Source organism: Ignavibacteria bacterium, from assembly GCA_041649015.1.
Taxonomy (GTDB): domain Bacteria; phylum Bacteroidota; class Ignavibacteria; order Tepidaquicellales; family Tepidaquicellaceae; genus CAIKZJ01.
In genome coordinates this window covers 1-25,243 of record JBAZNU010000009.1, presented here as the reverse complement: position 1 = coordinate 25,243, position 25,243 = coordinate 1, and the positions used below count along the sequence as shown (strand labels likewise).

18 protein-coding genes are annotated in these 25,243 nt (G+C 35.6%); 9 read left to right on the top strand and 9 right to left on the bottom strand.

The features are described from left to right. The first annotated feature begins 1 nt into the window (after position 1). The gene (locus tag WC644_12640) at positions 2–1,120 is read left to right on the top strand and encodes a hypothetical protein (GenBank protein MFA5012783.1); all 1,119 of its coding nucleotides are present in this window, start codon (positions 2–4) and stop codon (positions 1,118–1,120) included. On the opposite strand, the gene WC644_12635 is transcribed toward WC644_12640, so the two are convergent. Further along, positions 1,117–2,301: a hypothetical protein gene (locus WC644_12635; GenBank protein ID MFA5012782.1), complete on the bottom strand. Its 1,185-nt coding sequence runs from the start codon at positions 2,299–2,301 to the stop codon at positions 1,117–1,119. The genes WC644_12640 and WC644_12635 overlap by 4 nt on opposite strands. A gap of 64 nt (positions 2,302–2,365) precedes the next feature. After that, positions 2,366–3,907 carry a glycosyltransferase family 39 protein gene (locus WC644_12630; GenBank protein MFA5012781.1) on the bottom strand — a complete coding sequence of 514 codons (1,542 nt, stop codon included), beginning with the start codon at positions 3,905–3,907 and terminating at the stop codon, positions 2,366–2,368. A gap of 507 nt (positions 3,908–4,414) precedes the next feature. Between WC644_12630 and WC644_12625 the strand changes: the two genes are divergently transcribed. The 4 genes from WC644_12625 to WC644_12610 are packed head-to-tail and all read left to right on the top strand — an operon-like array spanning position 4,415 to position 10,858. Beyond that, the gene (locus tag WC644_12625) at positions 4,415–6,175 is read left to right on the top strand and encodes a peptidylprolyl isomerase (protein ID MFA5012780.1); all 1,761 of its coding nucleotides are present in this window, start codon (positions 4,415–4,417) and stop codon (positions 6,173–6,175) included. A 5-nt stretch (positions 6,176–6,180) separates the two neighbouring features. Then, entirely contained in the window at positions 6,181–7,467 is a 1,287-nt protein-coding gene (locus WC644_12620; GenBank protein ID MFA5012779.1) for a peptidylprolyl isomerase, read from the top strand. A gap of 3 nt (positions 7,468–7,470) precedes the next feature. Beyond that, positions 7,471–9,534, top strand: a complete 2,064-nt coding sequence (locus WC644_12615; GenBank protein MFA5012778.1) for a hypothetical protein — start codon at positions 7,471–7,473, stop codon at positions 9,532–9,534. Positions 9,535–9,544: 10 nt separating this feature from the next. Further along, complete coding sequence (locus WC644_12610) at positions 9,545–10,858, top strand: YCF48-related protein (protein ID MFA5012777.1); 1,314 nt, start codon at positions 9,545–9,547, stop codon at positions 10,856–10,858. 79 nt (positions 10,859–10,937) lie between these two features. Here the strand turns inward: WC644_12610 and WC644_12605 are convergent, their stop codons facing one another. The 3 genes from WC644_12605 to WC644_12595 all read right to left on the bottom strand — a co-directional run bounded on the left by WC644_12605 (position 10,938) and on the right by WC644_12595 (position 15,259). Then, positions 10,938–12,581, bottom strand: coding sequence for an exo-alpha-sialidase (locus WC644_12605; protein ID MFA5012776.1), 1,644 nt, complete (start codon positions 12,579–12,581; stop codon positions 10,938–10,940). Positions 12,582–12,647: 66 nt separating this feature from the next. Next, a complete protein-coding gene (locus WC644_12600) occupies positions 12,648–14,768 on the bottom strand; it encodes a TonB-dependent receptor (protein ID MFA5012775.1) in 2,121 nt (706 codons plus the stop codon). A 38-nt stretch (positions 14,769–14,806) separates the two neighbouring features. Beyond that, complete coding sequence (locus WC644_12595; protein MFA5012774.1) at positions 14,807–15,259, bottom strand: hypothetical protein; 453 nt, start codon at positions 15,257–15,259, stop codon at positions 14,807–14,809. A gap of 183 nt (positions 15,260–15,442) precedes the next feature. On the opposite strand from WC644_12595, the gene WC644_12590 reads away from it, so the two are divergent. The 4 genes from WC644_12590 (at position 15,443) to WC644_12575 (ending at position 20,945) form a co-directional block, all read left to right on the top strand. After that, the gene (locus WC644_12590; GenBank protein ID MFA5012773.1) at positions 15,443–17,194 is read left to right on the top strand and encodes an ABC transporter ATP-binding protein; all 1,752 of its coding nucleotides are present in this window, start codon (positions 15,443–15,445) and stop codon (positions 17,192–17,194) included. A gap of 6 nt (positions 17,195–17,200) precedes the next feature. Further along, positions 17,201–18,997 (top strand): ABC transporter ATP-binding protein, encoded by a 1,797-nt coding sequence (locus WC644_12585; GenBank protein ID MFA5012772.1) that lies wholly within the window; start codon positions 17,201–17,203, stop codon positions 18,995–18,997. After that, entirely contained in the window at positions 18,994–19,599 is a 606-nt protein-coding gene (rdgB, locus tag WC644_12580; protein MFA5012771.1) for an RdgB/HAM1 family non-canonical purine NTP pyrophosphatase, read from the top strand. The genes WC644_12585 and rdgB overlap by 4 nt, the downstream gene beginning before the upstream one ends. Positions 19,600–19,721: 122 nt before the next feature. Beyond that, positions 19,722–20,945, top strand: coding sequence for a serine hydrolase domain-containing protein (locus WC644_12575; protein MFA5012770.1), 1,224 nt, complete (start codon positions 19,722–19,724; stop codon positions 20,943–20,945). A 31-nt stretch (positions 20,946–20,976) separates the two neighbouring features. On the opposite strand, the gene WC644_12570 is transcribed toward WC644_12575, so the two are convergent. The 4 genes from WC644_12570 to WC644_12555 form a co-directional block, all read right to left on the bottom strand. Further along, positions 20,977–21,936, bottom strand: coding sequence for a hypothetical protein (locus tag WC644_12570; GenBank protein ID MFA5012769.1), 960 nt, complete (start codon positions 21,934–21,936; stop codon positions 20,977–20,979). Beyond that, complete coding sequence (locus WC644_12565) at positions 21,933–22,733, bottom strand: FixH family protein (GenBank protein MFA5012768.1); 801 nt, start codon at positions 22,731–22,733, stop codon at positions 21,933–21,935. Before WC644_12565 ends, WC644_12570 begins: the two co-directional genes overlap by 4 nt. A gap of 123 nt (positions 22,734–22,856) precedes the next feature. Further along, entirely contained in the window at positions 22,857–24,461 is a 1,605-nt protein-coding gene (locus tag WC644_12560; protein MFA5012767.1) for a C69 family dipeptidase, read from the bottom strand. Positions 24,462–24,986: 525 nt separating this feature from the next. Then, the coding region (locus WC644_12555) for a T9SS type A sorting domain-containing protein (GenBank protein ID MFA5012766.1) at positions 24,987–25,243 on the bottom strand (257 nt) is incomplete at its 5' end.

Sequence of the window (25,243 nt, the reverse complement as noted above, 5' to 3'; positions counted from 1 at the left end):
TATGTGGAAGAACATCAAGGGTCAGAAGCATGTTATTAATATTCTTAAAAACGTTTACAAAAGCGGAAGGGTACCGCATTCATTCATATTTTACGGAATAGAAGGGACCGGGAAAGATGCCGTTGCGATAGAATTTGCAAAACTGTTAAACTGCGATAATCCAAATGAAGAATTAGGTTCATGCGATGAATGCAACAGTTGCAAAACAACGATGAGGTTAAACTCCACTTTGTTTAAATTCATTACGGCACTTCCCACGACTAAGAAAGAGGATAGTGAGGGAGAAGGTATTTTAACAGACTCTGACCTTGACACATTAAATACAGAGTTAAAGTTAAAATCAACAGATCCTTATCACCGAATAGACATACCTAAAGCAACCACTATAAAGATTGAAAGTATAAGACAAATTAAGAAGGAGATATACCTTACCGGAGAAAGAGGAAAGAAGAAAATTTATTTAATCTCGAATGCAGATCTAATGAGACGTGAATCAGCAAATTCATTCCTGAAAGTACTTGAAGAACCTCCCGGTGATTCGGTTTTAATACTGACAACATCGAAGCTGAATTCATTACTGCCAACTATTGTCGGGAGATGCCAAAAACTTAAGTTTAGTCCTATAAGCAATTACGACCTAAAGGAATACATTAAGGAAAACCATCCAGAAACAATAGAGGAAGAAATAAGGCTAATTATTAATCTTGCAAACGGAAGTCTGCAAAATTTGAAAAACATAATAAACTGTAATTTTCTTTCTTTAAGAAATACAGGGATAAATCATATAAGATATATTGTTGGAAACAAATATCTGGAAATAACGAATATAATTTCTTCATTAATAAAGGAGAGGGACAGGAACCTTGTAAAGCAATATCTTTATTTAATGCAGTTATGGTTCAGAGACATAATAATAAAGAAATCCCAGAACGAAAACAGGCTGATAAACCGGGACATAGAAGAAAATGTAACAAATTTTGTTACAAGACTTAGATGCAACGAATATGAGATAATAAACACTTTAGAAATGTTTATCAGTGATATTGACAAGAATGTGAATCTTGAACTGCTGCTTTATAACCTGACTTACAGACTTAAACCAATGATAAAAACTGTCTAAAGATTATTTTTACGGTAAATCTTCCTTTTATATATTAATACTACTATTATTATTCCGGAAATCCATAATACATAGTAAATAACAGACAGCGGATAATTAATTTTTGCTGTATAGGTTTTACTGTACAATGAATCATATCTGTAAACAGGATTTAAATAGTAAATTGCATTGCTACTGAATTCTGTTTCAACGCGAATATAAGAGTCATCGTTCTTAAACGTATAAGCAGCTTCATAAGTGTTAGGGACTATCGATTTCATCACACCATCCTGGCCAATAAATTTAATTTTTGCAGCAACAGAATCGAAGGCTAAACTGATAGAATCTCCTGTAACATCGAACCTGATTAAATTCGGTAATCTGGTAATGTTATAATTTTTTAATTCAAAAGAATTAAATCCAGATTTAATCAGGTTTACAGACACAGCACTTCCCTGCCGAACCGCAGAAATCAAATCATCGTAAGATTTTGATTTTGAGTTGATAATTGTTAGACCTTTACCTATTTCATCCTGGTCGTTGATATTATGAGAATCATCATTTGCAATAAGTTTGATGCTCTTGCCAGAGGAAAGAGCTTTATCAACGTATTCAACTGAAGTTCTGCTGTATCGACAAATTTCAATACAATCATAATTATCAAGATAAGCAACATCATTAAGAGAAACGGCATTCCGCATCCATGGATGAACTATAGATATCAGATTATTCTCTGTTTTAAGAAGATTAATCAGAAACTGCTTATTATTCAATGTTGGATAATAAACGAAATCAATTAAACTTATATCATCGGCGCCTACAACGAGATAGTGATTTTTCCAAATACCAAAACCGTGTTCATACACCGGAAAGAGTTTATCTTTGTGAGAATCAGTTACGTTAAGGTTCATGTAATTTGAGATTCCTATTATATCGTAATCCATATCACTGTATACTTTATGTATCGCTTCAGGAGTTGACGATCTACCGTCAGCCAAGTTCCCCCAGACGTCAGAATGTGAATGCAGGTTTGCTTTATACCAATTATTGTTTTGAATATCTTTGTAAGGATTGTATAGACTGCTGCCTTTAAACGGAGATGGATCATCAAATTCATAAGCGGGAGAAATAATGTAAGGTATCAATGATATTAATACTATAATGATGACCGCCCAAAGGAATATTTTTAAGAATAACTTCATTCAATGTATGTTTGTATGTACAAATAAAAAATCGGGAGGAGTGATTTAATAAATTTAGTATACATTATGGCTTTTTAGACAAACCTTTCATTCTGAATACAAAATAATTCATCACATTTAAATCACTTCGCATAATCCTTATTGTATCAGCAGTTTCAAATTTCGTAAAATATTCTGAGTAGAACTTTGAGGGCAGGTTATAATCCCTGCTGGAACAAATATAGTAAGCATCACTGCCAATTACGGGAGGGATTCTTTTCCTGTTAATCCAGAAATAATTTCTTATGTTTTCAAGTCCACCTATTGCGTATGAAAATACTTTTGTGGAATTACCAATATAGTAGTCATAGTTAGCTGCAGGGAACCATCTCCATGTTATAATAAAAGGATTAGGAGTTATGCTTTTATTAGCTAAGTCTCTTTGATAAATTTTACTGAATTCCTCTGAGAGCTGATGCCATCCGAACAAATCCAAGGAGGCATCATTTTCCCCGAGGTTAACGGGAGTTCTATCTTTAACGTCGTTATAGAGAACACCTGTTTTGATCTGAATAAATCCGAGGAGAATCACTATGGTGATAAGAAAAACAGACAATTTAGCGCTGACATGAACTTTGTTTTTAGAGATACTGCTAAGAAAAGCTGCTGCAATAATAATTAATCCGTAGTATCCAGGTGCAGACCAATGAGGAAGGGTTCTGCGGGTCAAAGACGAGAGCAGGAATACAAATATAATAGGTAGACTCCATAGTAAAAGAAGAACGGCGTAATCTTTTTGAATTGCAAATTTCTTTTTGAATAGAGCTATCAAAGACAATATGATAACAACAAAGTTAATTGGATTATTATAAAATATTTGACCAGCCAGTTCAGTTCCAAGAAAATCAAAACGAAGTTTGGATTCTGAAAGGCTTACTCTTTCTCCCTGAAAAGTGAAGCTTATAAAATCATTTTGAAAATTCCAGATAATGACAGGCAGAAACAATAAAACCGACAACAGGATAGAGATATACAATTCTTTTGTCTTTAGCCATGAACGGTTTACGAAGAGTATATATGCAATGATTCCTATCCAAAGAATAGTAGCGGTATATTTAGAAATCATACCGAGACCAATTAAAACACCGAGCAGAAGAAATAATTTTCGATTTCTATTGTCAGGGCTTTTCTGAGGAACAACGACTAATGCAAAATAAAATGTCAGAAGCCAAAAAAGAGATAAGGGAGTATCGGGCAGAATAAACAAACCAAGTATGACAGAACAATACACAGAACCTGTATAAAGGATTGCTGCGGTTAGACCTGTGTTGAAATCGAACAAACGCTTACCTATGAGAAAAAATATATAAGTATTTACCGTACCAATGACAAGAGATGCTGAACGGATAAAAAATTCACTTTGAAACGTAAGGTTTAAGGTGAACAACTGAATGATGTAGCCAACCATGGGGGGATGGTCGAAATGGCTCAGTGAGGGATACATTGCATAAGCCCAGTAATTTACCTCATCATTGCTCAAGTCAATATTAGCGGCAACAATACTTCTCACGAGAAAAGATGCTGTTAGAAGTAAAAATAACTTATTTCTATCTGAGTTATGGGTCAAATTTTTGAATAACAGTAAAATATATAGTTAAACCAATAAAAGAAATAGAAAATAAGATTAAAATACGAGTAAATAAGCCTAAATCGATGACAATCAGATGATTTATGCTATAATAGTTCGGAATCTGTAATTACGCCATATTTTACCTAATGAACACCCTTCCTGACCCATAAAGCATCGAATTTGAACCGAAAATGAACTGGATGTGAAAGGATTTTGAATCGGAAAATTGAATAAAGGTTTGTTATTACATAGTGTTATTAAGATATTGTTTTTATTAAGTTGAAAGGAGGATTTACATTTAAGTAATAAAACCAATAGCAAAAACAACAATTAAGACTACCAAAAGTATTAAGGGGATTAAAGTCAAAATCACTTCTTACTATGAAAATTTTTTAAAAACAGCTTGTAAAACAAGCCCAAATGGAGATTTTAATAAATTCATTGACTTGTTATTCTTTCATAAAATAGGTAAAATTGAAGTTTATTCAAAATTTAATTGCTAAAATGAAAAGTCAAAAACCATTACTTTTATTGCTCATAGTAACTATTATTTCGTCTGTTTTCTTAGCGACAGGATGTAATAATAAGAAAAACAAATCTGTAGTAGCCGAAATAGGCAGCGAAAAGATTTTAATGTACCAGTTTGAGGACCAATTTCTGAAGTCAATAGGTAACAATCTTGATTCTGCAAAAAAGACAACTCTGGAACAAAGAAAAGAGTTTTTAGATTTAATGATAAAATTAAAGCTTAAAGTACTTGATGCAACGGAAAAAGGTTATTTAAACAGCGCAGAAATAAAAGCAGACCTTGATTCATACAAGAAGAATTATTTATCAGCTTTTTTAATTGATAAAAAAGTAACAGATCCGTACATAAAAGATCTTTATGAGAGAAAGAAGTTTGAAATCAGAGCATCACATATACTAATTAATTTACCTCAGACGGCGACTCCAGAGGATTCAGTTAAAGCATTTGAGAAAGCAAAAGCGGTTATCGAAAAATTAAAGAGTGGTACGGCGTTTTCAGAAGTAGCGAAAGAATTTTCAGAAGACCCGTCAGCGAAAAGCAACGGTGGTGATTTATATTATTTCACGGGCGGTATGACAGTACCAGAATTTGAAGAAGCTGTGTATAAACTGAGTCCCGGTGAATATACAAAGGAACCAATCAGAACGATGTTTGGACTTCACATAGTGCAAGTAACAGACAAGAAAAAAAGAAATGACGGAATTAAAGCATCACATATATTAATACAGGATGAAAGAGATAGTTCCGGTGCAATTTTAGATTCTTCTGCATCATTAAAGAAGATAAACGAGGTGTATGCAAGAATTAAAGGTGGTGAAGATTTCGGTAAAGTGGCGTCGGAAGTTTCACAAGATCCCGGTTCAGCAGCAAAAGGCGGTGACCTTGGATTTTTTGACAGAAGGAGAATGGTTCAACCATTTGACAGTGCTGCATTTTTGCTAAAAGTGGGAGAGGTATCATCACCTGTAAGAACACCATACGGATGGCATATAATCAAAGTAACTGAAATAAAAGAGTATCCTGAATTCGATAAAGCAAAGGAAAATCTTAAGAACGAGTTTAAGAGAAGCATGCAGTATAAGATGGAATATGACAAATACGTCTCTAAAGCTCTAAAAGATTACAATCTTGAATTGGACAAGGGCGGAATAGCGATGTTATACAGGATGGTTGATTCAAGTAAAGTAATTTCCATGCTGAATCTTGACAGTATTTTCGCAGCAACTGATAAAAATACCAAACTCGCAAATTACAACGGTGGTTCTGTAACACTTCAGGATTTTCTTCAGTATTTACAGGTAAACAGAGAATACTCATCATCAAACCTTGGAATTGCAACATTAACGAAGATAATAAATGAAATCTCTGCAAGTCCGATATTATTCATAGTTGCACAAAAAGAAAATATTGAAAAAGACGATGATTATCTCGAACTGATGAACGAATATACGGCTGGACTTCTAAGAGAAAAGGTTGACCTTGAAGAAATATCGAGCAAGATAAAGATAACGGATGAAGACATCAGTGCATATTACAATACGAATATTGCGGCATACACGATAAAAGACGGTGAAACTGAAAAGACAAGAACGCTTGATGAAGTTAAAGCTGAAATAACGAACACATTAAGACAAGAAAAATTTGCACAGACCGAGAAGGCTTATGTAGATGCACTTAAACAGAAATATCCAGTTAAGGTTTACGAAGAAGAATTAAAAAAAGCTTTTAAAGAATAAAAAGTTTGATAATAAAAATATTTAAAATAATATTACTGCCACTTTTCTTTCTGGCAGCATTTAACATTTATGCACAGAAAGAAGGTGACAGGATTATAGCTGTTGTAGGAAACGATATAATACTTGAATCCGACCTTCAGTATCAGATGCAAATGTATGCAAGACAGAACAATCTTACCTCAATGAGTCCGGTAATTGCACAACAGATATTCCAGCAGATGATAACCGACAAGATAATACTTGCGAAAGCAGAGCAGGATAGCATTGAGGTTAAGGATGAAGAAGTAAACAGAGAACTTGAATACAGATTGAAATCACTTATACAGCAAGTTGGCTCAGAAGAGAGGATACAGGAAATATACGGAATGCCGCTGGTGAAGATAAGACTTACGCTCAAAGAAGATCTCATCAAAAAAATGATGAGCGACAAATTAAAGAGGAAGAAATTCACGAGCCAGACAAAGGTAACGGATAAAGAGGTGAGAGACTTCTACAACAATTATAAAGACTCTTTACCACCTGCACCGGAAGAATTTGAGCTGTATCATATATTTAAATCCAGAAAGCTTACCGAGCAAGAAAAACAATTTTCAAAAGAAACAGCATTAAAAATACTTGACAGCATTAAAGCGGGTATTGACTTTTCAGAACTTGCAATAAGAAATTCTGATGATAAGGGTTCGGCTGTAAACGGCGGCGATCTCGGTTTTGCAAAGAAAGGTATATTTGTAAAAGAATTTGAAGAGGCACTGTACAGTCTTGATTTAAACGAAGTTTCGGATGTTGTTGAAACTGAGTTTGGATATCACATAATAAAGCTGACAGAGAAAAAAGGAGACCAGTTAAGGGCGCAACATATACTTGTATCATTTAAGAAACTCGAATCCTCAGATTTTGAAACTATTGCACTGTTGAACAACATAAAGGACAGCATTAATGCAGGCAGATTTACGTTTGAAGAGGGTGCAAAAAGATATTCAGAAGATAAGGAAACGAGTCAAACCGGCGGATACATTGGGTTTGTACCCGCTGAAAAACTCGACAGCAACTATGTAGAAGAAATCAGATTGCTTAACACGAATGATATAAGCAAACCACTTAAAGTAGGAGATGACATAAATTACGGGTATGAACTGCTAAAAGTAACAGGTAAGAATGAACCTCATAAGCTAACGCTTGAAACTGATTTTGACAGGATAAAGAAATATGCAACAGTTTTTAAAGATAATAAACATTATGAAGACTGGATTGAAGAACTTAAAAAGTCTATTTATGTTGACATAAAGTTTTAGACGATGAATATTTTCTCGGGAAGTATATTAGAATATTTATCGTTCATACTTTTTGCGGCGATATCGATTGGTTTAAGTCTTTTCTTATATAATAAAAACGAACTTCCTAAGTTTACAAAAGCGATACTGATAACATTAAGAGCAATATCGCTTTTTTTAATACTCTCATTGCTTCTAAATCCATTCATCGAACATTTTAAAAATGTATCTGAAGAAGCCAAGAATATTATACTGATTGATAAAAGTTTCAGTTCCGAAATCGTGAGCAATGATACTGCTATTTTGAATTCTGTGCTTGATATTACCAAAGGAGGCGAGGATTTTAAGCTTTACACTTTCGGAAGCAGGATAATACAGGAAGAAAAGGAATTAACAAAAGATTCAAATGTCTACAACAGATATTCAACAAATCTTGCTTCTTCGTTTGACGATATAAAAGACCTTAATTTCGAGAAGATAAACTCGATAAGTATTGTGTCAGACGGATTAGTTAACGAAGGGAATAATTTGTTAATAGCTGCGCGGAATTTAAAAGCACCTATTCATTACAAGCTTATAGGAGATACCTCACAAAGGAAGGATTTGGTGCTTAATCGTGTAATGTACAACAAGAGACAGTTTATCATCAGCACGGCAAAAGTATTTGCGGAAATTAAATCTTTCAACACTGATAAAGAAGTCAAGATTAATCTTTTCGAGAATGATATTAAAATCAGAACAAATTCAATTTTAGTCAGCAGTTCAAAGTATGACTATGAGACTGTGTTTGATGTAATATCGCCGATTGCAGGTATAAAGAAATACAGAATGGAGATTGAACCTGAAACCGGAGAATTAACTGAAATAAACAACAGTGAAATTTTTTACATTAATTATTCGGATAACAAGGTAAGTATGCTTGTTTTAGCAGGAGCACCGAGTTATGATCTATCTTCATTAAAGCAGACACTTAACAGGTCAGAAAACATAAAGTATGATACTCGTGTACAAAAGAATGCATCTGAGTATTACGAGGGAGTGTTACCAAAGTTCAGCGATTATGATATAATCACTTTGATCGGTTTTCCCAATAATTTTACAAGCAAAGAATCATCAGATTTAGTTGTTAGCAGAATTATGAAATCAAGAAACGCTGTATTCTTTTTTAATTCATCTGATTTATCTTTTGATAAAATAAGCGAATTAAAGGACATACTTCCTTTTGCAATCAATGAAACAGGAAAAAGGGAAATAAAAAGCAACGTATTTTTCACGCCGAATAAACTATACGATGATACCGAAAGTTTGAGAAGGCTGAAAGCACTTCCACCGGCATTTTTCTATCAGGGAGTATTTACTGGAAGACCCAATTCGACACTCTTGGGACTTCAGAACAGCGAACCGGCAATAGTAGTTGACAACTCATCAGAAATAAAGACTGCTGCATTTTTAGGATACGGTTTTTATGAATGGAATTTAAAACCGGGAGGAAGCCATGAATATATGCAGAATGTGATTTCAGGGTTCATAACTCTTTGTACGGACGAGAATTCAAAAGACAAATTTACGGTGAAAACGAACAAGGACTGCTACGCGATAAGCGAGCCTGTTTACTTCACGTCAGTAATTAAAGAAATTGATGCAGCAAATAAATATAATGTTAAATTAAATATAAGTAATCGGAGTAAATATTTTAAGCTTGAACTTTCTCAAACCGGAGAGAATATATTTCAAGGTGACATGAAGTATTTTGAAAAGGGTGACTACACAGTTGAAGCAGACCTGTATGAAAATGATGGTATAAAATACAGCACTACAACAAAATTTTCTGTAGATGAACCGTTTAAAGAATACAAGGAGACAAGAGCAACGGATAAAATATTGAAGGAAATTGCAAATATGACCGGAGGTGTTAATCTTTCGGGAAAGAATGAGGCTGGGACCGAGAGTCTTTTCATTTCAAAGGATGGAAACACAGAAACGTTTCCATACAAATCTCTATTTAGAAATTCGATTTGGTATTTAATATTTATTTTAATATTATTATCTATAGAATGGTTTATAAGGAAAAGAAATAATTTAGCATAGGAATAATTAAATGTATTTAAAACGATTACTAATATTATTCATAATCACGGTTACCACAGTATCGTTAACGGCACAGGATTTTTGGCTGAGCGCATACAGTCCGACAAATATCAATTTAAAGAAAGCATCCTTTATTGACAGTGTTACAGGATGGGTTTGCGGTGATTCGGGTTTAATAATGAAGACATCGAACGGCGGGCAGAACTGGACAACACAGAATACAAGAACAAAGACATTTATTCATGATGTATTCTTTTTAAACAGCAGGCTTGGATGGGCACTTGGATGGAATATATTTAATCCACAGCCCCCGTACGGCTCATACATTTTGAAAACAACCAACGGCGGCGTTGACTGGGACACATCATTCTTTCCGATAGAAAATGTGTTTTTAAAGAAGGTTTATTTTCAGGATTCACTATACGGATTTCTGGGAGGCAATTTCAAGAACATATTAAGAACTACTGACGGCGGACAAACCTGGCTCGATGTTGAAATCGATTCTCTCGTCGTAATGAATTTTCCAGTCCTGAATTTTTCATTTTATTCCAAAGACTATGGATATGCCGTTGGAGGGGTGATGGATATTGCAGGAGTAATCTGGAGGACATCAAACCGAGGACAACGATGGACACCTTATATTGTATCGCCCGAACCGAATATAGACATGATGTTTTTTGATTCACTAAATGCACTCGGTTTCGGGGGTGATTTTGAATACGGTGCTAGTGTAATTAAAACTACTAATGCAGGTGAAAACTGGGTTTATGAATCACTTGAATTATTCGGACTGCCGACTGTTATGTCATTCAGAACCTTAACAGACGGCTGGGGTTCGCTTGGATATACACAGACTTTTGTATTTACACAGGACGGCGGTAGATCTTTTACTCAGATAAATACTCCAGACTCTGCGGTTATTAATGACATTGTATTTCCCGGAACGAAGCACGGATACGCTTTTGGAGAATACGGCAAGATGCTACGTTTTAATGCTACTACCGTAGGAGTTGGTAATGAAGCAAAGCTGAAACCTAAAAGTTTTGAATTGAAGCAAAATTTTCCGAATCCTTTTAATCCGTATACTACGATATCCTATGAAATTAATAACAGCAGTTATGTAGTATTAAAAGTTTTCGATATTTCAGGAAAAGAAATACGAACATTGCAGAATGGACAGCAAAACCAAGGGAAATATAACATAAAATTTAACAGCAGCAATCTTCCTTCCGGTGTTTATTTCTACAGAATTACTATAAGGGATTTGACAGGAAAGAGCAATGAATTTGTATCTCAGACTAAGAAAATGCTGATAGTCAAATAGTATTAAATGATAAACTAAAAATAGATTCGGTTTCAGACTCCAACCGAAGTAGATACTTCGGCTGGAGATGAGAAAGCAATTATTTTGTTATGAGCATTTTACGGCTGATTAATACATCATCAGCAATAAGTTTATAGAAATATATACCGCTTGACAAAACCGTTCCGAAATTGTTTATGTTAAAATTAATTTCATAGGTACCCGCTATGTGCATACCATCTGCAAGAGTTGTCAATTCTTTTCCTTGAATATTATACAGCTTAATTAATACATTAGAATTTTTTGGAATACTATATTTAATTTTTGTTTGAGGATTAAAAGGATTCGGATAGTTCTGAGAAAGATCATAACCATTTGGAATTTCAGAACTGATTTGATTTACTCCAATAGTTGATAAGTCAATATTAGCACACCAGATTTGATAAGTACTTTCACCCGGATATTTAGCCATCCAGACGGGAAAAAGTTTACCTGCTGAAGCAACAATACCGATGTTATCACCCTGATTACCCACTCCCCCGCCGAAGACAGGTCCGGGGTAATATTTTTGTTCAGTCACAAGATAATCTTTCCATGTATTACCTCCATCCTGTGAACGAGATATATAAACCTGAAGAGAATCTCCAGTAGGAGTATTTCTTGTATCGTAGTACACAACGTTTAAACCGCCATCATCATCAATCGTTAAAGCCGGAAACAGTTGTACTTTGCCGTTGTTGATAGGATCCTGATTGACTCTGATACCGGCAGACCAGGTAGCCCCTCCATCGGACGAACACCTCATAACAACATCTGCATCGGAACCTGCAGGAGCAAAATTTTTTTCACAAGTAATATTAAAAAGCCAGCCGTTACGAGGTCCGCTTGATCTATCAATATCAAGTGACGGATAACTATTTACTCTAATTCCCCATGGCGAAAGCGAAGATGTATTAATACCATTACATTCATAAATACTCTCATTAACTGACCAGCTATCTCCGCCATTTGTTGAGACAGCAAATCCAATATTCTTTTCATTAAATGGGCTAACATTCTGTCTGCCTGCCCATGTAATGTATACTTGTCCCTGCGGTCCAACAACAATAGATGGTCCAAAAGCATTTCTTCCGGGGTAAGATTGATTTACTCTAACGAATGGACTATTCCAAGTAGCGCCGTTATTTGTAGTGTAATTTGATGCTATATAAACTGGTGATAAAAGAATTGCAGACGACACGTAAGTTCTTCCATAGTAAGGACTCGAGGGATAGTCGTCGGTTGTTATATCACTTTTATCCTGGTTATCGTTCGGTGAAAAACAAGCGTATGGAGCTGACCAGTTAGCCCCTAAATTTGTCGATGAATTGGAATAAATTCTGTTTGTTTGTCCAGTAAATGTCTGCCAGTGCATAAGAATAAAAACACCATCTTTATCAATCACAGGACCCGGGTCGCCGTTGTGAAATTGAGAAAAGCCATCGTTTACAATATCACTTCCGAACCAAGAAACACCGGCATTAGTTGAAACGTAAACACCTTCATTTCTGATAGAAGCATTAGAATTAATAGTAAAAGAACTTGCGAGAAGAATTTGAGGATTAGAAGGATGTCTTACGATTAAGGGCTCTATCTGATTGAAATTAGAAGGAAATAATTTATAAATATTGAACTGTCCAAAAACAGAACCGGAAAATATAAAAATGATAGATAAAGCTGTCAGAATATTTTTATTGTTCAGCATGTGTGATTATCCTTTACGATATAAAACAAGGGAACCATATTAAGATTCCCTTGTGTATGTTTAATTTTAATTAAAAATGTAACCTAGTTTTACTCCACCGAAGAAATTCCTTAGAGGACCCGGTTCGTAAAATTTACCGCTCATATCATTTATGTTGATAAAGGAAACATATTTCTTGTCAGTAATATTATCGACACCCGCATAAGCAGTAATGTTAAAGTTATTGTAATTAAAGGACAGACCAAGCTGTCCTCCTAACAATAGATAATCCGTAGTCTTGAGGCTGTCAACATTCTTATCATTAACGAACATAGAGCCTGTATATCTCAAATTACCTTTTATAAATGCATTGATATATTTATTAAACGAATGTGAATACCCGAGTTCTGTACTGAATAGTTGTTCCGGTACTGAAGGTACTACGTTGTTAGAATAGTTTTCAGTATATTGCGAAAAAACAGGGGCCGTTTTAATTATCAAAGCTTCGTAATCAATGTATTCGAATTTTGAAAAAGTATAGGCGGCTTTAAGAGTAAGACCTTTAACGATTTCCGTGTTAAAACCAGCCTCCACGCCTATTCTCCTTGTTTTTCCTGCATTTCTGTAAAAATAATCTTCATCAATAACAAAAGGAATAATTTCTTTTTCGATTAATGAATGAAAGAAAGTGACCTCAGCAAAAGTATTTGTGAAATACTTCCCTTCAATACCTTTAGAACTTCCTTTTATACCAATTTCAAAGTTCACAGAATTTTGCGGTTCAATATCAGGGTTTAGAGTTGTAAAGCCCTGGTTGGATGAAGTCGGATAGTTAGACATTTCATTGTTAGCAGGGGTATCAAATCCTAAACCGAATGACGTATAAGCAGCAATCTTTGAAGTAATTTTGTAATTCAAAGCGATTTTGGGTGTAAATCTGGCAAAAACCCTTGATGTATCGGTGTTTCCCTGCTGCCAGTCTTCAGATGTATAACTTACTCTATCATACCGCCCAGTGAACATAAAATCAAGTCTGTAGGGTATAATTGAAAACTGGTCGAGGAAGTAGATACCCATATTCCCGAGTTTTTCATTTCCGACAGCCGTGACAATATCACCTTTGTTACCATTAACATTATTAAAGTAATTCATCGGCCCCCCCTGCCAGAAGAAGTCAATACCAACTGTAAACTCATTATTTCTGTCACCTATCTTAGAGTAATTAATGTACTTTGCAGTAGCACCGAGTCCGTTCCTGTTAAAGATTCTAAAACGTCTGTCAGTTCTTGTAAGTTCTTTTATTGTACCATAGCCTGTAAATTCTAAGACATTACTTTCATTTTTACCAAACTTAGTATTGAAAGTAACACCAAGTCTACCTTTTCTTGTGTATCTCATGAGATTGTAAGCTAAAGCAACAGTATCCGCTTGAAAAGGATTTGTGTTATAATCCTGAAGAGTCAAAGAACCCGGTAGTTTGATCAACCCATTTACATAGTAGCCGAAGATTTTTAATGTAGTACGAGGACTAATTTCTGCAATGTAAGTTGAGTTAATGCGAGTCTGGTATTCATTACTGTGCTCTCTGTAACCGTCATAATTTTCGTAACTTGAAGTAAGCATGAACCTTGAATTACCTGTATTTATGCCTACTTTCAATGCATTCTTTCTTAAACCGAAATCACCAAAATCATTATCCATAACGACAAAGCTTTTTGTGAAATTAACATCGGAAAGGAAGTTTATTACACCTCCGGGAGCGTTAGTGTACAGCGAAGAGGAGTTTCCTTTAACAACTTCAATATTTCCGATTGAAGTAAAATCAATAGCTTCAATTCTTGTCTGACCGTCGGGTTCAGATTCGGGAATTCCGTCAAGCAGGATTCTTACACCTCTGATGCCTGAGTTTGAGCGGCTGCCGAAACCACGGATAGAGATTCTTACGTCATGATTTCCGTACCTTGACTGAAAGAAAACACCAGGCACAAGGTTGAGAACTTCATTAACACCCTGTTTTCTGGTCACTTGCCATTCAGTCGAAGCAATCCTGTTAACTGAATACGGAATATCAATAATTTTCTTTTCCGTTCTCGTCCCTGTAATAACAACTTCTTCTGTTTCGTAGAAACTTGTATCAATCTGTGAATACAAATCACCAAAGAAGCATAATACAAAGAGAAAAACAGAAAACAATAAAATTTTTCTCATATAATTCAATTTTAATTTAAAAAATGATTTAAATAAAACTACAAGAGATTCTTTGGAGGGGGATCAGGTAAATTTGTAAATCCAGATAAATCAAGTAAAAAAACAAAAATGAAAAATACATTCTCTCTCCAGAATGCATTTAATGTTATTACAGCCGGTAATCCGGCATCCTTTATTATTTTATTAATAACAGAGGCAGTATGTGAATATTTGTCATTTAAATTTCTTGTAAAGAAGAAAGCGAAAAGTTCATGCAGGTTATCTTCATTTTCATCACTTAAAGCATGGAAAATCACTGAATCTTCTGTGAATTCCGTTCGGGCAATATCGTACATCTTACCGTAATATTTTATTTCACGCGGCTCAACAAAGAAGAAGTTTTCGTCTTCATTTTCATAATGATACTTCGAAATGACGATGGTTGTTAGGTCGTTAGGATCGATATAGTTTTCCAGTTTAGAAAATGCTTCTTTCTTAAAATACTTTTTCAATTGAAAGAATACCAATATATACCCTGCGGAATTAAATATTAAAGTCAAAGCAAGCAATATTGATATGAGCCTTTTCAAAACTATATAATCGAAAGTTTTGTTAAATATATCGACATTTAACACAATTTTCAATTTAATTAATGAGAAGTATTAATATTTGATGATAAATTACGTTATTCCTTGATGAAATCGCTTTATCCCTTAATACCATACTTAAAATCACAAAAGGTAAAACTATTTCTCGGAACAATCTTTGTTTCGATAAGTATATTTCTTCAAAGCATGTACCCGTTAGTAATAGGGAATGCAATCGATGAGATCTCAAGAGGAACTACAGAAGTATCATATCTGCATTATGCTTTATTAAGCGTTGGTTTAATTCTGCTTGGCGGTGTATTTTTATTCCTTACAAGAAGAACAATTATTGTAGCATCGAGGGAAATTGAGAATGACCTAAGGAAGGATTTCTTTTCTCACCTCCAGAATCTTCCTAAATCGTTTTATGACAAAAACACAACCGGCGACTTAATGGCGCATGCAACGAACGATATAAGCAACATAAGAAACTTTCTTGGACCGGGTATAATGTATTCTATTCAAACATTCCTTCGTACAGTTGTAACATTAATAATTATGTTCAGCATTGCAGTAAAGCTGTCCTTGATTGCATTAATTCCACTGCCTCTGATTTCCATTTTAGTGTATAAAGTAATGAAATCCGTTTACGGACGTTCGCAGAGAGTACAGGAAGCTTTTTCGGGTTTAACTACTAAAGTACAGGAAAACTTTTCCGGAATTCGTGTTATGAAGTCATACGTAAGAGAGGACTCGGAAATAGAGCACTTCAACAAAGTATCCGCCGATTATCAGGCAAAGAGTCTTTCTCTTGCAAGAATACAGTCATATTCATTCCCGATGATGTTCCTCCTGACAGGACTCTCAATAATACTTGTTATTTACTTCGGAGGTATTGATGTAATAAACGGAAAACTTACGCTCGGAAATGTAACGGAGTTTATGGTTTACCTCGGACAATTGACATGGCCAATGATAGCATTCGGGTGGGTTATTAACCTTGTTCAACGAGCATCACCCTCTATGGATAGACTTATGAAGATTAGAAATACCGAGCCAGACATTAAGAATAATTCTAACACAAACGATGAGATTGAAGAAGAAGATATTAACGGCAATATAGAATTTAAAAATGTAAGCTTTAAATATGATGGAACTGAGAACTACATTTTAAAGAATATTAATTTAAAAATAAAGAACGGCAGCAGTCTCGGAATTATAGGTCATACCGGATGCGGAAAAACTACGCTTATTAATCTTATACCGAGAGTTTATGATACCTCGGAAGGAGAGATTAAAATCAACGGTTTTAGCATTAAAGAAATTCCTCTTGAATTATTAAGAAATTCGATTGGCGTAGTTCCTCAGGAATCATTCTTATTTTCAGATACTATAGAAAACAACATTGGTTATTCATCTGATACTATTGACGAAGAAAACTTAATAAAATCATCACAGTTTGCAGGGTTGTATAAAGACGTTAATTTATTCCCGAACAAGTTCAAAACTGTTGTCGGTGAGAGAGGAGTTACTCTTTCCGGCGGACAGAAACAAAGAACATCAATAGCAAGGGCTATTTACAAAACCCCTAAAATACTAATACTCGACGATTCACTATCAGCAGTTGATACTCATACAGAAGAAGAAATACTTAACGGTCTTAAGGAAGTCATGGAAAACCGTACTACAATAATTATTTCACACAGAATCTCTACGTTGAAAAATCTCGATAAAATTTTAGTTCTGGACAAATCAGTAGTTGCCGAGCAGGGAACACATGACGAACTACTCGAGCAAAAGGGCATTTATTACAACATTCATGTCAAGCAACTGCTTGAAGAAGAAATTGAGGAAATGTAAAAGGAAATGGGCGTAAGGAAAATATCTGCAAAAAAAGAAGAAGAAGCACTCGGAAAGCCGATTGACTCTGTCATTTTCAAGAGATTGTTATCCTACTTCAAACCTTATAAATGGTATATCGTTCTTGCAGTATCATTGACAATACTCATTTCAGCACTTGCTGCAGTAAGGCCAAGACTTACTCCTATAGCGGTTGATGACATGATAGTAAACAAGAATCTTCCCGGTCTTCAATTAATAGTAATTATTCTTTTCGGTACACTTGTATTGCAGGGAATTATACAATATGCAATGGCTTATCTGACAAGCTGGATAGGACAAAAAATTATTTATGACCTAAGGAAGAAAATATACAAACACACGATTAACCTCAACCTGAAGTTCTACGACAAAAATCCTATCGGACGGCTTGTAACAAGAGTAACGAATGACGTTGAAGTATTGTACGAAGTTTTTTCTTCGGGACTTGTAACGGCATTCGGAGACATACTCACAATTGTTTGGATACTTTATTTCATGTTTTCACTGGATTTTGAATTAACACTCTATACATTAGCCGTTCTTCCTTTTCTTGTTTACGCCACGTCGATATTTAGAAAGGCTGTCAGAAATTCATACAGGAAAATCAGAGTACTTATCGCGAATATAAACACATACATTCAGGAACATATCACGGGCATTAGCGTCGTCCAGATTTTCGGTAAAGAGAAGAGAACCGTGGATGAATTCGAAAAAATTAACAGAGAACATACTGAGGAGAACAAGAAAAGCATAATGTACTATGCTTTATTCTTTCCTGTCGTCGAATTTCTCGGTGCCGCTGCTGTGGGCTTAATAATCTGGTACGGAGGCGGTCAGGTTTTGCAGAATGCAGTATCAGTCGGAGTAATAATCGCCTTTGTTCAATACACAGAAATGTTCTTTAGACCTATAAGAGACCTTGCGGAAAAGTACAATATACTCCAGACAGCAATGGCATCAAGCGAGAGAATATTCAACCTGCTTGATACATCTAATCCGGTTCTTGATCCTGTAGAGCCAAAGCCGCTTGATAAAATAAGAGGAAACATACAGTTTAAGAATGTATGGTTTGCTTACAACGATGAAGACTATGTTCTTAAAAATATAAACTTTGATTTCAAAGAGGGCGAAAAAGTAGCATTTGTAGGCCATACAGGCGCAGGAAAAACTACCATAATAAATCTAATCAATAGGTTTTATGACGTCAATAAAGGTGAAATTAAAATTGACGGAGTTAATATTAAAGATATCAATCAAAAAGAATTAAGAAAGAATACAGGAGTAGTCCTTCAGGATGTATTCTTATTTTCAGGAGATATCAGGTATAATATTGACCTTGGGAACAAGGACATTACAGAAGAGCAGATTAACAATGCAATAGATAACGTAGGACTCAGGAAATTTATTAACGAACTACCCGACGGGCTTAACCACAAAGTTAATGAACGCGGCACTACTTTTTCAGTCGGTCAAAGACAGTTAATATCTTTCGCTCGTGCTCTTGCTTACAATCCGAGGATACTCGTACTTGATGAAGCGACATCAAGCGTTGATACGGAAACGGAAATACTTATTCAAAATGCAATTAAAAAACTTATCGAGGGCAGAACATCGATTATAATAGCCCACAGGCTTTCAACCATACAATCGTGCGATAAAATAATCGTTATGCACAAAGGAGAAGTAAAGGAAATGGGCAATCATCAGGAACTTCTCAACAAAAAAGGTCTTTATTACAAACTTTATCAGTTACAATACAAAGAGGAATTTCAGAATTTATGAGCATAAACAAAAGACAACTTTTAGCTGCGACAAACAATAAAGATAAAGTTAAGGAAATAAGAGAACTCCTCAAAGACTTAGACATTGAGATTAAAACTCTCAATGACCTGAATCTTAATATAGATGTTGAAGAAGACGAAGATACTCTCGAAGGCAATGCTCTCAAGAAAGCCGAAGAAATATGGAATCGTGTAAATATCCCCTGCTCAGCTGATGACACAGGATTATTCGTTGATGCTTTGAACGGTGCACCCGGTGTTTATTCATCACGTTATGCAGGTGAAAATGTTACTTATGCTGACAATAGAATAAAGTTATTAAAAGAACTTGAAGGTGTTCCTATGGTGAGCCGTAACGCATATTTCCGAACGGTTGTTTGCTACTATTACGCCAAGGATAAATACGAGTTATTAGACGGAGTATGCGAAGGTAAAATAACCCTTGAGGAAAAGGGTGAAAAAGGTTTCGGGTACGATGCAGTATTCCTGCCTAATGGATACCATAAGACATTTGCCGAACTTGATATAGAAGAAAAGAACCGTATATCTCACAGGGCAAAAGCTTTCGAAAAACTGAAAGCATATCTTGCAGAGTATTATTAATACTTTCCTTTATTATACCCTATAGTATAGAGCTGCGTATCATCAATTCATAAATGTATGACTTGTAATAATAATTAAGTCTATATAAATTTAACATAATATAATATTTTAAATATTATCACATGAAAAAGTATGCAGTAAACATTTCGCTTTTCTTTTTACTATTCTATATATTTAATTTATTCTCTAATATCTCTGCGCAGGATAAAAAAGCCAACAAAGAAGAGGCACTGAGGCTTGTGGATAGCGTCAGAAATGTGCTTCAGGAGATATCCGGGAAATACATCCCTTCAATTAACATAATGGTTACAACTCCGGAAGATGAGATATTCGTAAGCTCTGTTCCTACCGGCGGTTTCGCAATTACTCCTGATACATATTTCCGCTTTGCAAGCAATACCAAGAATATGGTGGCTGCAGCGGTATTGAACATGTACGAAGACGGATGGCTGAATATTTATGATACTATTACGAAATACATTCCTAACAGTGATATTACATACGTTCCCGAAATACCCGCATGGAATATCCCTTTTAAAAATAGTATTACAATTGAAAAACTGCTTCAGCACGCCGCAGGAGTATATGATATTTTAAATGACTCCGTCCCGAGTTGCAATGGTACAGGTTACGTTGATTACATTCTGTCTCTCGACCCAAACCACCAGTTTACATCATCAGAACTTGTGAATCAATTAACCCTTCATAATTTATACTATTTCGCTCCAGGCGAAGGATATCATTACTCCAACACAGGTTATACAATACTAAGTGAAATTATTGCACGTGTTTATTCTTTTCGTTCAGGTTCTGCAAAAATTTTCTCCGATTACATGTATGATTACCTGTTTGGTGCTTCTGCACCGGTTCCATTGGGATTTAAGTTTCCCTATCTTGCATCTGACCAATACCCTCCTGTTCCCTATGCAACGAGTATTACATACAATCCAGATACCACTATATCGGAAACTATTGCGAATATGAGTGCGGGAGTCGCCGAAGGAAACGGCTGTGGTACGTTGAGAATGCTGAACACTTATATCCGTACATTGATGAAAGGAAAGAATATACTCACTCCTGAATCTGTAAACCTTATGAGAACAAATGTTTCTGCCTCTAATTTTAAATACGGACTCGGATGTACATTCTTTCCCGATTTTGGTTACGGGCATACCGGGGCTACACATGGATATATATCATTCATGTTTTATGACGAGAAAACAGATGTTTCTGCTGTTGGTATGATGCCTGTGTACGAATTGTCGAAAGGATTTGATTCATTCAAATTTGCAATAGAGCAATTGTTCAGTGCTGGTACTTGTGTTAAAAAATTGATGGGATATTAATAAAAATGCATTTATATTATCGAATGATAATTTAAAAATCATCAAGGTTTTCAATATAATACACAAGGTTGATACCGAAAAGCAGCGATCCTGCTGTATTAGAGCCAAATCCGTTAGACGGGATATTCCATTTGAAAAGAGGTGTAATTCTTAAGTAAGTTTTAGGATAATAAGTATAAGAAGCCGTAAAATTAACAACGCTTTCGTTTGTATTCTCAACTTTAACATCGTTTATTGAATATCCATTCTGCAAGAAACCCGAAACGGCAAGCGAAATTGAATTGTAAAAATTAATAAAGTAATTTCCTGAAAGCACGAAATTAAACCTGTCACCCTGCCTCCTTTCATACGGCTGAATTTCCTGATTGTAGTATTTCGTATAAGTCTTCGGAAAACTATGCTGCCAGCTTAAGTCCGTACCCAGCTGTATCTTATCCTTCATGATTGTTTTAATAAACGAAAGTCCGAGCGAAGAAGTATAAAAACCTTTTCCCGTAATATCAACCTCGCTGTTTGCATTCTCATCAGATTTTCCCGAAGGAAACGTCATACCAAATGTAACAGCAAAGTATGGAGTTATTTTATCCGTTTTAATTTTTCCCTTCTCTTTATACAATGCATACTCGTGAAATATTTCATACCTGCCGCTAAGCACTACATCGCCTATTCCGCTTCCGTTAGTCGGTAGACCCGGTAGTTCATTTACATTAAAAATATAAGGAACAAGAACCCCCGCCTGAAGATGCTTGTTAAACCTGTACGCCGCTGAAAGCGATGGTGTCATTTGATAGTATGTCTGCGATACTTTCCTCCATTGGTTGTTGGCATCCCAAACTCCCATATAATTATCAAACTTGTAACCTAAGTTAAAAAGCGCACGTTTGTTCAATGAAAGAACTGCAATATCATACACTCCCCCTCCGCAGCAGACCTGAGAGACAGAATACTCAGATGAAATAATTATTATTAGTATAAAGAAAAGTCTTTTCACCGTGCATCAAAAACTAAATACAAAGAAGGAGAAGAAATCGTCTGATTATTAACAACTATTGAATCATACACAAACCACTGACCCGGCATAGTGAAATTCACCTTGCCCTCATACCTGCCGTATGATGAAAAAGCTGGGTTAACATTACTGCTTGAACCATGACCATGAGCAGGCATCCAGGGTTTTATGTACATTTGTGCATTGCTGACCTCATCATAGTTTACCTGGTCTGCTGATTTATGAAGAATAACTTTAAAATCATTAAGACCTACAACAGGATCTTTAGGTGAAATCAGTGTCAGATAATAAAGCATATTTGCTCCTGCATCAAACCAGATTCTCATCTGATTTCCCGTTCCAAGTACTACGTCAAACTGCCTTCTCTTTACACTAAATTCATTGTTGTAATTATAATCCGCAAACCAGAAAGAAGTTGAATCTGAAAGCATAGAATAGCAGACATAACCCGTGAACATTCCCTTTGTATTATCATAGTAAAAATCGCTTTGCACGGGAGTTGAATGACCAGGACCCGAAGTATGAAACATTACAGGCATATACTTAAAGAAACCTGTTTTCTTTTCAATATTATCAACAAAAACCTTAAACCCTATTTCATTATAACCGACAAGAAGAATGCTTGAATTTTCATTATAAAGTTCGATTCTCGTATTAGCTGAATCAACTGTTAGAACCTTGGAATACGTACTCGTCACAACGGGCGGAGCCACGGTATTTTCGCTCCCGCAGGATGTGACAACTACAGCAAAGAATAATAATATTAATAATTTATACATACAAAATAATTTGGTGAATATAGTTAAGAAATACCTAATTTGAAATTGAAAACTATTTCTAATAACCAAAAAGCCGGCTTTCACCGGCTCTTTGTTTGACATAAAATTTTTTCGTTCAGTTTATTAATGCCCGCTGTCGCCCTTTGCCTTGTACCTTTCACCTGTCTCTTTTACCAGATTCTTATACCATTCCTCGCTGTACCCGGGTTGTGTAACCTTCGGCACTCTGCTCCCTTCAACAGGAAACTTAATATTGCCGTCCATATACTTTGTGAAAAGAAAACCATACAACTGCTTCCAGCGGTTGAATGTCGTCTTTCCTGCTGTAAGCGAATACTCCGTAAGATAGTCAATTGCCTTCTGCGGGTCCTGATTGTAAAGCTCGAGTGCTTCTCTGTCAACTGCTTCTGTATTGTTTATGTAGCCCATCTCGAGCTCTCTCTGCACAGGCTGGATGTCCTGTATCATATCTTTATACCTTGTGTAAGCAAAATTTGAAACCTGATTGAAAATCCAGAATGCCGATGAATCTGAAAACACCATCATATCGCCGTTGCCGACTGCAAAGTTTGGCGGTACTTCTTTTATGCTTGTGTAGAATGGCGAATATACTGTTGTATAGTTATCATCTACACCGAACCATATTATTCCGCCTATTGCGTCCGGAAGGCTCGAACGTGATTGTGTTACAAACGAGAATCCTGTTTGCTGTGTTGATATTGCTCTTTCATTAAAATAATCTTTTCCTTCAACTTTGAATGTCATCGGTCTCCAGCGTACGGGACATGAATAAGGTCCTGCACCCCAATCCTTCGTCATATCAAGAGGTGTTCCCTGATAGTGGTCACGCATTGCATTCATCACATCATAAACAGATAGCTTCTTATCGGGCTTAACCCAGAGTGGCATCTTATTCTTAAGGTCTTCGCCTTTGGCAAAATCTACATACTTGCCCATTCCGGAAGAAACCTTATTAAACAAAGACCAAACCCTCGCCTCGCAAAACCTCGCAGCACCAAAATCAATCGGTGCATAAGCATCGCAGAATGAAAATTCGGAATCATTTCCTTTAAAATAACCCTTGCTCCTCGCGAATGAAATCACATCCTTTGAATAGTAGCAATTCATTGTGTCGTTTAGGGGAAAATTCGTAATCCTTGACTGATTTGCGTGTCCCGAAACATAACCATCGGGTATCCTCTGAGCAACCCAAACAGCCCCCTTATTGCCTACACCTTTGCCTATCATTTCCATAATCCAGACTTCATTCGGGTCAGAAATCGATAATGATTCACCCTCACTGCGGTACCCGTATTCTTCAACAAGTTGTGTCATCACCTTAATCGCCTCGCGTGAATTTTTTGCGCGCTGAAGAGCAAGATACATCAAGGAGCCGTAATCCATCTTCGCCGTTGAATCTGCAAGCTCAAGCCTTCCGCCGAAAGTTGTCTCCCCGATAGCAAGCTGATGCTCATTCATATTCCCCACAACATTGTAAGTATGCGGAACCTGCGGAATCTGTCCGAGGTATCTGTGTGAGTCCCATTCATAAACATCAAGCATTGCACCCGGCTGATGGTCTGCCGCAGGCCAGAAATAAAGCTCACCGTAAAGAGTGTGTGAATCAGCCGTATAAGTAATAAAAGTCGAGCCATCTGTTGAAGCCGCCTTTGTAACAAGAAAATTCGTACATGCATATACGCTGCCGTTTAAGATTGTCAAAATCATAAACAGTATGGAAATTTTCAAAGAATATTTTTTCATGTAATAATTAGATTAAATTGAAGTTAATATTGCAATCAAAATAACAAATCTAAAGTATAAAATCAGCATAACTGACGCTCGAAAATCAGTTTCGAAAGTACCATAATTCTAATAAGAATAATGCCTACAAGAAACATTGATGTAACTGGTTCTCATCTGCCTAAAAGTCTAATCGAATTCTTTTATTTCCCAATTTTTCCATTTATTTCACAACTGGCTTTAGAATTGGTATCATGGCTTCTTGTTAACTTGATTAAGGTTATCGTTTTAAATTTCTATTATAGCGCATCTCTGCGAACTTTACGAACTCTACCAACTTTGAAGTAAATATTCTGCTGAAAATCTGCTTTCTGCGTATTTTGAAGTTAATAATCTTTAAGCTCTTTTTAATAAAATAATTTCTTTCTTTGTTTATACATACTCTTATATATTACAAAGACTCTCGCCTTTGTGAGAGTCTTTGTAAAAAGTAAAGAAATATTATTAATTTTATTTAATTAGCATCATCTTCTTCGTCATAATAAAATCAGCACCCGAAGACTTTGCCATAATCCTGTAGAAATAAACACCGCTTGAAAGTTCTGCTGAATTGAACTGAACAGTGTAATATCCCGCTGCTCTTTGTTCGTTCATAATCGTCTTCACTTCCCTTCCTGATATGTCATACAGTTTTATGTTTACCCTGCTGTCAAGAGGCAGGTCGAAGTCTATCTTTGTCGTCGGATTGAACGGATTCGGGTAGTTCT

Coding starts and splice junctions, on each gene's coding strand:
- WC644_12640 (MFA5012783.1), top strand. CDS start 2: ATGTGGAAGAACATCAAGGGTCAGAAGCATGTTATTAATATTCTTAAA.
- WC644_12635 (MFA5012782.1), bottom strand. CDS start 2,301: ATGAAGTTATTCTTAAAAATATTCCTTTGGGCGGTCATCATTATAGTA.
- WC644_12625 (MFA5012780.1), top strand. CDS start 4,415: ATGAAAAGTCAAAAACCATTACTTTTATTGCTCATAGTAACTATTATT.
- WC644_12615 (MFA5012778.1), top strand. CDS start 7,471: ATGAATATTTTCTCGGGAAGTATATTAGAATATTTATCGTTCATACTT.
- WC644_12610 (MFA5012777.1), top strand. CDS start 9,545: ATGTATTTAAAACGATTACTAATATTATTCATAATCACGGTTACCACA.
- WC644_12605 (MFA5012776.1), bottom strand. CDS start 12,581: ATGCTGAACAATAAAAATATTCTGACAGCTTTATCTATCATTTTTATA.
- WC644_12600 (MFA5012775.1), bottom strand. CDS start 14,768: ATGAGAAAAATTTTATTGTTTTCTGTTTTTCTCTTTGTATTATGCTTC.
- WC644_12590 (MFA5012773.1), top strand. CDS start 15,443: ATGAAATCGCTTTATCCCTTAATACCATACTTAAAATCACAAAAGGTA.
- WC644_12585 (MFA5012772.1), top strand. CDS start 17,201: ATGGGCGTAAGGAAAATATCTGCAAAAAAAGAAGAAGAAGCACTCGGA.
- rdgB (MFA5012771.1), top strand. CDS start 18,994: ATGAGCATAAACAAAAGACAACTTTTAGCTGCGACAAACAATAAAGAT.
- WC644_12575 (MFA5012770.1), top strand. CDS start 19,722: ATGAAAAAGTATGCAGTAAACATTTCGCTTTTCTTTTTACTATTCTAT.
- WC644_12565 (MFA5012768.1), bottom strand. CDS start 22,733: ATGTATAAATTATTAATATTATTATTCTTTGCTGTAGTTGTCACATCC.
- WC644_12560 (MFA5012767.1), bottom strand. CDS start 24,461: ATGATTTTGACAATCTTAAACGGCAGCGTATATGCATGTACGAATTTT.